We start from the raw sequence: 11,154 nt of genomic DNA on the forward strand, positions 1-11,154 counted from the left end.
ATGGTACTAAAATCACTTAAAATTGAGCAATAGTTAAAAATTTGGGTTAAAATACGCCCAACAATTGCAAATTATAGTCATTTCTAATCCCTTCCTTTTATCTAATTTAGGGCGTAATCAAATTAACCAAATATCAGTTACAGCGAGCAAATTATCCCCCTCCAATCATCCATTTAGAAACAACATTATGAACAAAAAACTCATTGCTTTTCTTTTCACTATCTTCATTTTTGGAACTGCATTTGGAAAAGACCTCCAGATCAGTTCTCCAGATAAGAAGATAAAAATTCATATCAGTTTAGGTCAGAAAATTACCTGGAGCATTAAATATGGTTCAGCCACAATTCTGCAACCGAGCCAGCTGGCGATGCTGCTTAAAAACAATATTCAGCTAGGCGTAAATCCGGCTTTAATCAATCAAAAGCAAAGTATGCATGCGGAGGTGCTGACAGCTGAAATTCCGGTAAAAAGTAAAAAGATAAACAACAATTACAATGAATTAAAACTGACTTTCAAAGGCAATTACAGCATTTATTTCAGGGCATACGATGATGGGGTGGCTTATCGCTTTGAAACAGCACTCGGAAAGCAAACGATAGAAGTTGAAAATGAAATTGCAGATTTTGATTTTGGAACAAATAACCGCGTATTCTGGCCCCAGGAAAGTGATCCAAACTATTTATCACATTTCGAAAGTTTATATAAAGATTCTACTTTAAATGCTTTTAGTAATCAGCAACATGCTGCTTTACCCATGCTGGTTTATGCTAAATCTGGCATTAAAATGCTGGTGAGCGAGGCCGATCTTTATGATTATCCAAACCTGTTTTTATTTGGTACCGGAACCGGAAAACTCACTGCTGCGCATCCGAAAAATATTGCAGAAAGCACACCTGTAAGAGATCGTGATATCAAAATCACCAAATTGGAAAGTCACATTGCAAAAACCACAGGCCAGCGTAAATTTCCATGGAGAAGTATTGCAATCTGTGCTGAGGATAAGGATTTACTCGTTACCAATCTCACTTATAAGTTATCAAGTCCATCGGTCATTAATGACCTAAAATGGATTAAGCCTGGCAAAGTAGCCTGGGACTGGTGGAATGACAACAACATCTACGGGGTTGATTTTAAATCTGGCATCAATACCAAAACCTATAAATATTACATCGATTTTGCGGCTAAATTTGGATTGGAGTACATTATGCTGGATGAAGGCTGGACCAAAACTACTACAGACCTCACTCATACCACGCCAGATATCAACCTGCAGGAAATTATAGATTATGGTAAATCAAAAAATGTAGGCGTTTGGCTTTGGACCTTATGGGGGCCTTTGGATAAGGATATGGATAACATCTTATCCAAATATAAAAAGTGGGGAGCGGTGGGAATTAAGATCGATTTTATGGCAAGAGCAGATCAATATATGGTTAACTTTTATGAGCGGGTAGCGGCCACTGCGGCGAAATATCAATTGATGGTTGATTTGCATGGCGCTTACAAGCCTGTAGGTTTGAACCATAAATATCCGAATGTAATGAGCTATGAGGGGGTACGGGGAGCGGAAAATAATAAATGGAGTGCAGAGATTACGCCTACCCACAATGTAACTTTGCCATTTATCAGAATGGCTGCCGGCCCAATGGATTATACGCCCGGAGCGATGATTAATGCCAATAAAAAGAATTTCAATATTGTTTTTAGCGAGCCCATGAGTATGGGAACCCGGGCACACCAGGCCGCCATGTATGTAATGTATGAAAGTCCGTTACAAATGCTTGCGGATAATCCTTCTAATTATTTGAAAGATACATTATATACAGCGTTTATCTCTAAAATCCCTACTGTTTGGGATGAAACAGTTGCCCTTGATGGCCAAGTGGGCGAATACGCACTAATTGCAAGGAAAAAAGACGATAAGTGGTACATTTCGGGAATGACCGATTGGAATGCCAGAACATTGACATCAAAACTTTCTTTTCTGGATGGTAAGAACTATCAGATGGAGTTCTTAAGTGATGGCATTAATGCAGACAGGCATGCAGCTGATTATAAAATTACCACTTTGAAGGTGAGTAAAGCAGACAAAATAGATATTAAAATGGAAAAAGGCGGTGGTTGGTGTGCCATCTTAACACCGGTGAATTAAAGAATTTTAAAGTTCTTCATCATAACAAAAGCCAATTTTCAATGTGAAAATTGGCTTTTGTTATGATATAAAGCTCGCGATCATTTACAAACATGCGCTAAGATATAGCTCGCGCTCGTTTCCGAACCAGTGCCAGGATCATTTTAAATCAGCAAACAGTGCATCTACTACAATGGGCTCAAAAAAAAACTGTAACCCCAGGGTTTAAGAAATCTAAAATTATTTCTGAATCAACACTTCAGTTGTTCCGGTTTTAGAAAGATTAACAAGTGTAGCGCCTCTTTCTTTTGTACCTGCCGTTTTAATACTGTACGTGCCAACGCCAGGCAGTTTAGCTGGTTGAGAAACCCTAATAACTGCATTTGGTGTGTATTGATCAGCCTTCTCCAATTTTAACCTGACTTCTCCGGTGGAAATAGCATAACTTACAGACGCTATTTTACCAGCATCTAATGAAATCCATAGTCCGACTGGCGCAAGGTAAACCGACGATTTAGCTGCAGTAGTAATTGAAACGGTAACTGTATTTTTATCTTTCTTTAGGTTTCCACCAAAAGCCAGCCATCCAAATTCAGGATGCTCGAGAATGTAAGATGAAGTATTTATTGCGTAGCCAAAAAAGCCCGAACCGTAATCACCTGTAATGCCGTCATTTTTAAGTGTTGACGGATAAGCATGAAAAGCTGCTGGCGCAAAGCCGTCTTGTGTAATATTTGAAATGGAACCTAACAATCCGCCATAACCTGCACGAAGCAAATAAAAGTCGTTTGGATTTTTGCGGTAATCCATCAATACCGGAATGGCATTCAAAGCTGAACCATAGTGATGAATCATTCTTTCAATCCGCTGAAGCTTACCTCCATAAAGGAAATCCCAGTAACGGCGGGCATTCCCATTGTAGGCCCAATGTGGCATTACCGGCATATAAGCCAGAATAGCATCCAGCGTTACCCTGGCTTTATCCTGATACCCAAAATAGTCAGACCATACATAAACCTCTTCCTGACCAGTAGAATCCCAGGGCATTTCACTTCCAAAGGGATATTCCAGAGATCGCCAGTGATCCGCACGCTTTTTCATGGCTTCCGATAATTTATTGGCCTCTTCAATTAAACCTTCATTTTTTAAATCAGTTAGAATCAGGTAAAAAATGGTTCCCTCCATCTGACCAAACTGCGCATAATATGGTGCAATATTAACCATGGCCATTCCCGTTTCCGCTGCATTGATAAGGTGCTGTTTCCAGCTGTCTTGTGCCACCAGGCCGGTGTAATTTCTGGCCAGGCGATACATCATCCAGTGTGCAGCCGCAACGTGCGGATAGTTATATGACCTGCCCAGGTTATTTGCTTCCTTACCTGGCCACGCCGACCAGGTTTTAAAGTTTATATCTTTATCGTAAGTATTTTTGGGCATCGAATCTGGTTCATAAAAAAATAAACTTTTCTTTACGCCATATTTCTGAGGCCCGTCTTTTAACTGGATATTACCAAACATTACTGTATCTACAAATTTTTGCAGCTTATCTATTTCTGCCTTTTCGGGATTTACCAGCTGCTTCATAATGGCACCCAGCCATGATCCCGCCCCGCCTTCATCGCTCAAACCTGCAATCCATGCCCGGTTATCCTGTACTACCTGTTGCTGTTTTTCATTATCATAAGTAATTACAGATGGCGATCTTTTGAAAACATCTTTAGGCTGATCAAACCATTGTTTGGTTGTTAAAAAATGGCCATAGCTGGCAATTACTTTACTTTCTGATTCGATAATTTTATAATTAACCGTTTGTTCGAGGCCATCCTCATAAACAATTGTTAACCTGGCTCTGCCCCAGGCATTGCCTTTAACAGCATAACTTTTCCACCCTTTTTTAGTAAAACCCGCGGCATTTACGATTAATGCATCAGCAGGAAATGAAGTTATCGATTTAATTTTTTTCGCATAGTTGAGGTATAACTTTGCATCTACATCTTTAGGCAATACATACCCCGGAACCGACACTGCAACCGGCCGTTTGTTCTCTGTTAACTTACTTTCTATGTCTTTTGCACTACCGGAGAGGATAAACTGAAGCGCATAAGTTTTGGTTTCATTTGGTTTTAAAGTAATAGAAGTTGGAACATTCCATTGGTCAGCATTTTTCCACTCGTTTTCGGCGTAAGCCTTGCTATACACCATCCACTCATAAAATCCTTCGAAAGCAATTCCTCTCGGTGTACGATCATCATTTAACGGATTATAAGCTTCAAATGGCGTTTTCCCAACTGGAGTTACAATTAGTGAAGGAGCATGTCCGCTTAACCTCGTTACTTGCAGGTAGCCAGCATCTTTTCCAATGTAAGGATCGTAAAAAACATTTTTTGCATGGGTTTGCTCCAGGGTTCTTCCTTCTAAAATATTATCAAAAATCATTGGAATTCCCAGTGCGCCAATTTCTACATTGCCAGCTGTTTTATTTTTAACTTCGAATTTTAAAGTAAGTTTACCATCATTCATTTCCCAGCTACGGATAATTTGTAACGGTATATCTGCTGGTAATGTAGCAGCCAGATCTGCCGATGCCAGTACTTTACCCTTTACTTCAATCGCTTTAACAGGCATTCGCCTGGCCGCTGTGCTAAAACTTTTCCAGCTTGCATCACTTCCAGTTCTGGTTTTTAGATTAATATCACCCAAATGGTACAAACCATCCGAACTCCTGACTTTCAAACTATCACTTGGTGTGAAATCGAAATCCTTCACATTTTTTGGCTGAAGTCCGGCTACCGTTTGAGATGATTTCACCAATTTTAAATTAAAAGCACCGGCATCATAAGAAGTTAAGCCATTCTCCAAACCTAATGTAGATGGCTTTTTAGCCAAATTAAGCCAGGGTGATTGTGCTCCGGCAAGTCCCGAAATCAGAAAAAATGAAATGGTGAGAAATATATTTTGCAGCAATAGTTTCCGGTTTCCGAAGGTTGCTTTAATCTTGATTTTCATGGTTACTTACTTTAAAAACTGATGATGATTGGAGTAAATCAAAAATAGTCTTTAAAAGATTAAGGGTTTACCTTCTATGCCGATTTAGATAAAATTGGTAAAGGATCAGCTTAATTATGGTAAACTGCAAAATAGTAAGATGATCATTTTGAATGAGAGACTGATCGCGAATTTTAAAATGGTTGCTAAAAAAATTTTCGAAATAACAGATTTAAAAACCATTGAAATGGTTTTTTTTGGGCTAAGCTACTTTGTGCTTTACCGTCGTGATTGAAATAATTTTCCCTTTCGTTAATAACAATTGGCTTACTAACGTCAGAACCTAAATAATTATCAACCTCAAAAACGCCAAAATGTGAAATTACAAAGTTTTTCATAGCCTTTTAATTAAAAATTATCTAATCTTCTAAACCCGACGCTAAAAAGACAAGCTGAATACAGTATTCTAACTGATTAAATCATTTAACAAATCAAATTAGTTCAATTAAAAATGAATATAGGCATTCGAAAAGTAAAAACCAGCAAAAATCTAACCTGTATCTGATTTATTACTTCATACTTAACCTTGTTTTCTTTAAGGATTTTTCATTTTTCGAATAAATAAATAGTGACATTCAACTCAAGAACGGTTTGAAAAACCATTTTGAATCGCATTAAACGGATAGTTAAATTCATTATATTCGCCGAACTAATCATATGAGCCTAGCAAAAAACTCAATCTTTCTCAAGATTTTTGCAATTTTAAGGAAAAAACAATGCGTCGTAGTCATCTATGTTTTGCTGGCTATTATAGCCGGTACTAAACAGTATCTGCATCATTCTTACAACAATTACCTCATTTTCAAATATGTTTATTGGCATACCGTCGATCTTCAAAATCTTTACAATAATTATACAGATTACGGCGACAGTAATCATTATGGAATAATTTTCTCCCTGATCATTGCGCCATTCGCGCTGCTACCAGACGGTATGGCAATGATTTTATGGAATATAGCCAATGTGTTGGTGCTGCTTTGGGGAATCTATAGTTTACCTGTTTCTTTAAATAAGCGAACTATAGTGGCCTGGATATGTGCACATGAAACACTTACCGCCTTATTTAGCTTTCAATTCAACATCGCCCTGACGGGATTGATGTTATTGAGTTTTTCTTATCTGATCAAAAAAGAAGAAGTTAAATCAGCATTTTTCATTGCCTTGGGTACAATGATTAAATTATACGGGGTTGTAGGCCTGGCGTTTTTCTTCTTTACAAACCACAAAGTCAAATTCATTTTTGCAGGGATTGCGGCATTTTTACTGCTTTTTGTGTTGCCTATGGCCATCTCATCGCCGTCTTTTGTGGTCCAGTCCTATATAGATTGGTATCATTCTTTGGTACATAAAAATGCTTCCAATGCATCTTTAACTTCATTTCAGGATATTTCCATTATGGGTATGTGCAGGAGGATAAGCGGCAATGTGAATATTCCTAATAGCCCTTTTTTACTTTCGGGTCTGGTACTTTTTGCCCTTCCGTATTTACGAATTAAACAATACAAATATCTGGCTTTTAGGTTAATGTTACTGGCATCCACATTGATTTTTGCCGTCATTTTTAGTAGCGGTTCTGAATCGCCAACTTACATTATCGCTTTTGCTGGCGTGGCCATTTGGTTTATCGTACAACAAGACCCTAAAAAACCATGGGTAATGGCGCTATTTATATTTGCATTTGTACTAACCAGTCTATCGCCAACTGATGTTTTGCCGAGAGCGGTCAAAGAATTTATTCGTCTATATTCGCTCAAAGCGCTACCTTGTGTCATCATTTGGATTACCATTATTTACCAAATGCTAAAAGAGGATTTTGAGCCTTATTCCATGACCGAAAAATGAAAAAATTAGTTTCAATCGTAATACCAGCATATAACGAAGCTGATAATATCTTTATGATTTGTGAAAGCCTCAAAAATGTTTTTGCTGAAATTAATTTCAATTATGAGGTGATCCTTGTTGATGATGGCAGCTCAGACCCTACCCTAAATAAGATTCAGGATTATGCAGCAACCGCTGATAACATTTTCTTTCTTGAATTCTCCAGAAACTTCGGCCATCAACTGGCTGTTAAAGCAGGTATGGACCATGCTTTTGGCGATTGCGTGATCTCAATGGATTGCGATATGCAACATCCGCCAACGCTTATTCCTGAAATGCTTAAAAAATGGGAAGAAGGTAATGAAGTGGTTTACACCATTAGAGAAGATGATAAAAGTCTTTCTAAAGGCAAACGCGGATCCTCTAACCTGTTTTATAAAACACTTAATTTACTGTCGGATATAGAACTCGAGCCAGGCGCTGCTGATTTTCGTTTGTTAGACCAGAAGGTGGTTAACGTATTTAGAAATTTTCATGAAAATGAACCCTTCCTCCGGGGTTTGGTTAAATGGCTTGGATTTAAACAGCACGCGATAAAATATAATCCTGCTGCCCGTTTTTCAGGTAACAGTAAATATACAGTTAAGAAAATGTTTCGCCTTGCGTTGCACGGTGTAACCTCATTCAGCATAAAACCACTTTATTCTGCAGTTTACTTAGGTTTCATATTTTCATTTGCGTCAGTGCTCTATATTCCATATGTTATTTATGCCTTTGCAAATAATGTGGAGGTTTCCGGTTGGGCTTCGATGCTGATGACGATTGTTTTCTTTGGAGGCCTCCAACTGATTATTTTGGGTATCATCGGAATCTACGTAGGTAAAATGTTTATGCAAACTAAAAACCGGCCAAATTATATTATTCGTTCAACTAATATTCAGCAGCACTAATGGTTCTTTTAAGTTTTGATATTGAAGAATTCGACATGCCGTTTGAGTATGGGAAAGAGATTTCTTTTGCTGATCAGATTTCAATTTCAAGAGCAGGCACAATTGCCATTCTGGATTTACTGGATCAACATGAAATCAAAGCAACTTTTTTCTGTACCGTTACTTTTGCTGAAAATGTACCAGATTTGATTGAACGGATCACCACAACAGGACATGAATTGGCTTCGCACGGCTACTATCACTCAAATTTCAAACCTGAGCATCTGTTACAATCTAAGGTGAGGCTGGAAGAACTTTCCGGACAGGCAATAACTGGTTATCGAATGGCCAGGATGATGCCTGTTGATGAAAAAGAAATAGAAAAAGCAGGTTACACTTATAATACCTCTATTAATCCTACTTATCTACCAGGGCGGTATAATAATTTTAATATTTCGAGAACACATTTTAAGAAACAAAATGTGTTGCAGATTCCTGCTTCGGTCAGCCCTGTAATCAGGTTTCCTTTATTCTGGCTTTCCTTTCACAATCTGCCACTAGCACTATATAAATTTCTTGCTGCCTGGACTTATAAAAAAGACCAGTACTTAAATATCTATTTCCATCCCTGGGAATTTACTGATCTTGATCAGGTTGAACGGTTTGGCTTTCCAGGATACGTGAGAAAAAATACAGGATTAAAAATGATCAAAAGAATGGATAGCCTAATCAGCTGGATGAAATCCAGAAATTACCAATTCGGAACTTTCCAGGAATTCATTGGCAAGTTATCGGGTTCAAATCCTATTTAGTAAGTTTCCGCAAGTTTTAAAGCGTTGTATGCATTCACAATACCACCACTCACACAAATTTCACTAAACAAAGCCCGGGTATTTTCTCCCCTTTCATTTTTGTATTTTACTTTATGATTTACCTTAGTTACAGATTTCATAATAATTTCCCGTACCTGAACTGGCTTTAGCTCTGGATAATAACTTAGAATTAGCGCAGCTAAACCCGAAACTACCGGCGAAGCCATACTGGTCCCATCCAAATCTTCGTACTTACCATCCGGAACTGTCGAATTAATTAAAAAACCGGGTGCAAAAACATCAACATTATATTTTCCATAATTAGAGAAATCTGCTTTTAAAGTTTCATCATCCTTATAGGCACTTGCACCAACTTCTATCCAATTACCGGCACTTGGAAGCTTAAATTTTGCCGAATCTAATGGAACAGCCTTAACAATAGCACTATTCACCGGAGGCCTCATTCCCATGCTATTTTGCCTTACCGGCTTTGGCGGTGTGAAATCAGGTTTGGCGGGTTTCCGATGGGCTGCTTTATAGGCTTCTGCCTCCTGACTTTCAAAATATTTATTAGGAAAATTTTCTTCGATGTCGTTATTTTGATTGTCATTACCAGCAGCGTGAACTAATAAAACACCTTTCAATTCTGCATATTTCACAGCATCATCAACTATTTTCTTATCCCATTTATATGCTTTACCAAAACTCATATTGATTACTCTTGCGCCATTGTCTACTGCATATCTGATTCCGTTTGCTACATCTTTGTCTCGTTCATCACCAGTTGGTACAACCCGGATAGCCATAATACTCACCTGATTCGCCACTCCTGATATGCCGATATTATTGGTTCGATCCGCTCCAATAATTCCGCCTACGTGGGTTCCATGCATAGCATCAGGCCCTTTAACATCAGCGTTACCATATTTGCGTTCATTACTATTTGAATAATCATCGCCAACTAACGCTGCCCTCATGTCATACTTAGGATTGAGGTTATATTTAAGCATGGCATCATATTGCTTATATCCATCTTTAATACTCTTATAGAATTTTTCAAAACCTCCGTCTTCTTTCGATCCCTTTTTGATAATATTTTTAACTTGTTCCTCCATCTCATCGTCAGCTTTATACCTTTCTACATCTTCATATGAAGGAACCTTTTTGTTACTTCCTTTAGCTACAGAATCAAGGACTTTATTGATGGCTACTAAAACGGAAAAAGTATTACTGGCATCCTCATACTTTTTTCCAAAATCGCCAACCATTTTCTTGTATAACCTAAACTCTTCCTTTTGATTGCTATCAAGTGGGGTTAGGTTAGTGGTTGATTGATATTTAGGAGTATATATCCTAAGTAATCTGATAAGTTCTAAATTATCAAACTCCAGATTGCCTTTTTTAGAACCGATGAAATTCCAGCCATGAATATCATCAATATATCCATTACGATCATCATCTATACCATTGCCTGGAATTTCTTTCTTATTTGTCCATAGCGCAGGCTGTAAATCAGGATGAGTGATATCTATACCTCCATCAATCACTGCTACAATAATACGTTCTTTCGGCTGTTTATCTTTCAAAATCTCACGGTACGCTTTTTCAGTGCTGATACCAAAGTATCCGTTTTCCGTTAAATCTAGATTAAACCAGTTGGCAGGAAGTTTTACATTTTTATTTTGTGCAAAAACACCAGTTTGTATGAGGAGAAGAAAAGTAACTAGAAATACTTTAGTTTGGTTTAAATTGGTCATATCCAGATGTACGTAATATTACAATAATACGGTTTTATTACCTTGACACTTGAATAATTTACATTTTTTAACAATGAAAAACATAATACTATAGAATTAATATATTACCTATATTTTAAAATTATAGCTATTAATTGCATGTTAGCCTGTCGTTATCCTTGCTTTGTATTGCATTTATTTAAAAAGATCCTGAAACAAGTTCAGGAGGACGCGTGAAGGGATTATACGAAGAATCCTGGAGATAGAGGAGGGATTATCTGAGTATTGTTAGTCGTTTTTCGTCTGTCGTGGTTCGTTTTTAGTTCGCTTGCCTTTCATTTTCTATTTTCGAAGAATCCTGGAGATAGAGGAGGGGTTATCTGAGCATCGTTAGTCGTTTTTCGTCTGTCGTAGTTCGTTTTTGGTTCGCTTGCCTTTCATTTATCTATTTTCCATTTTTTATTTCCGCTTTAGCTTTTCCGCTTATCTCTTTAACTGAGCATCATTATCCGTTTTTCGTCTGTAGTAGTTCGTTTTTGGCCCTATTGGCTTTCCATTTTATCCTTTAGTCTTTGTTCCTTGCTCTTTGTGCCTCCAACTTTATGATAACGCAGAAACCCCTGCAGTTGTTACTGCAAGGGTTCTTTGTTAAATGCCTGATTTGAGGCTTTTAAGATTTG

7 protein-coding genes are annotated in these 11,154 nt (G+C 37.8%); 4 read left to right on the top strand and 3 right to left on the bottom strand.

Translation table 11 applies throughout. From position 1 onward, the window contains the following. Positions 1–187 precede the first annotated feature (187 nt). The gene (locus GJU39_RS17875; protein ID WP_154282364.1) at positions 188–2,152 is read left to right on the top strand and encodes a glycoside hydrolase family 97 protein; all 1,965 of its coding nucleotides are present in this window, start codon (positions 188–190) and stop codon (positions 2,150–2,152) included. Between the two features lie 219 nt (positions 2,153–2,371). Here the strand turns inward: GJU39_RS17875 and GJU39_RS17880 are convergent, their stop codons facing one another. Together GJU39_RS17880 and GJU39_RS17885 are read right to left on the bottom strand one after the other, a co-directional pair. Further along, positions 2,372–5,137, bottom strand: coding sequence for a DUF5695 domain-containing protein (locus GJU39_RS17880; RefSeq protein WP_209437682.1), 2,766 nt, complete (start codon positions 5,135–5,137; stop codon positions 2,372–2,374). A gap of 185 nt (positions 5,138–5,322) precedes the next feature. Further along, positions 5,323–5,514, bottom strand: a complete 192-nt coding sequence (locus tag GJU39_RS17885; protein ID WP_154282365.1) for a hypothetical protein — start codon at positions 5,512–5,514, stop codon at positions 5,323–5,325. Positions 5,515–5,833: 319 nt separating this feature from the next. On the opposite strand from GJU39_RS17885, the gene GJU39_RS17890 reads away from it, so the two are divergent. The 3 genes from GJU39_RS17890 to GJU39_RS17900 are packed head-to-tail and all read left to right on the top strand — an operon-like array spanning position 5,834 to position 8,738. After that, positions 5,834–7,018, top strand: a complete 1,185-nt coding sequence (locus tag GJU39_RS17890; RefSeq protein WP_154282366.1) for a glycosyltransferase family 87 protein — start codon at positions 5,834–5,836, stop codon at positions 7,016–7,018. Further along, positions 7,015–7,947, top strand: a complete 933-nt coding sequence (locus tag GJU39_RS17895; RefSeq protein WP_154282367.1) for a glycosyltransferase family 2 protein — start codon at positions 7,015–7,017, stop codon at positions 7,945–7,947. The genes GJU39_RS17890 and GJU39_RS17895 overlap by 4 nt, the downstream gene beginning before the upstream one ends. Then, the gene (locus GJU39_RS17900) at positions 7,947–8,738 is read left to right on the top strand and encodes a polysaccharide deacetylase family protein (protein ID WP_154282368.1); all 792 of its coding nucleotides are present in this window, start codon (positions 7,947–7,949) and stop codon (positions 8,736–8,738) included. Before GJU39_RS17895 ends, GJU39_RS17900 begins: the two co-directional genes overlap by 1 nt. Here GJU39_RS17900 and GJU39_RS17905 read toward each other — a convergent pair. Further along, on the bottom strand, positions 8,735–10,495 hold the full coding sequence (locus GJU39_RS17905) for a S8 family peptidase (RefSeq protein ID WP_154282369.1): 1,761 nt from the start codon (positions 10,493–10,495) through the stop codon (positions 8,735–8,737). The genes GJU39_RS17900 and GJU39_RS17905 overlap by 4 nt on opposite strands. Positions 10,496–11,154: the final 659 nt, after the last annotated feature.

Origin of the sequence: Pedobacter petrophilus, assembly GCF_009674725.1 — a bacterium.
GTDB lineage: Bacteria > Bacteroidota > Bacteroidia > Sphingobacteriales > Sphingobacteriaceae > Pedobacter > Pedobacter petrophilus.

Excerpts from the sequence above, each read along its gene's own strand:
- GJU39_RS17880 (WP_209437682.1), bottom strand. The coding sequence starts at position 5,137 with ATGAAAATCAAGATTAAAGCAACCTTCGGAAACCGGAAACTATTGCTG.
- GJU39_RS17900 (WP_154282368.1), top strand. The coding sequence starts at position 7,947 with ATGGTTCTTTTAAGTTTTGATATTGAAGAATTCGACATGCCGTTTGAG.
- GJU39_RS17885 (WP_154282365.1), bottom strand. The coding sequence starts at position 5,514 with ATGAAAAACTTTGTAATTTCACATTTTGGCGTTTTTGAGGTTGATAAT.
- GJU39_RS17875 (WP_154282364.1), top strand. The coding sequence starts at position 188 with ATGAACAAAAAACTCATTGCTTTTCTTTTCACTATCTTCATTTTTGGA.
- GJU39_RS17890 (WP_154282366.1), top strand. The coding sequence starts at position 5,834 with ATGAGCCTAGCAAAAAACTCAATCTTTCTCAAGATTTTTGCAATTTTA.
- GJU39_RS17905 (WP_154282369.1), bottom strand. The coding sequence starts at position 10,495 with ATGACCAATTTAAACCAAACTAAAGTATTTCTAGTTACTTTTCTTCTC.
- GJU39_RS17895 (WP_154282367.1), top strand. The coding sequence starts at position 7,015 with ATGAAAAAATTAGTTTCAATCGTAATACCAGCATATAACGAAGCTGAT.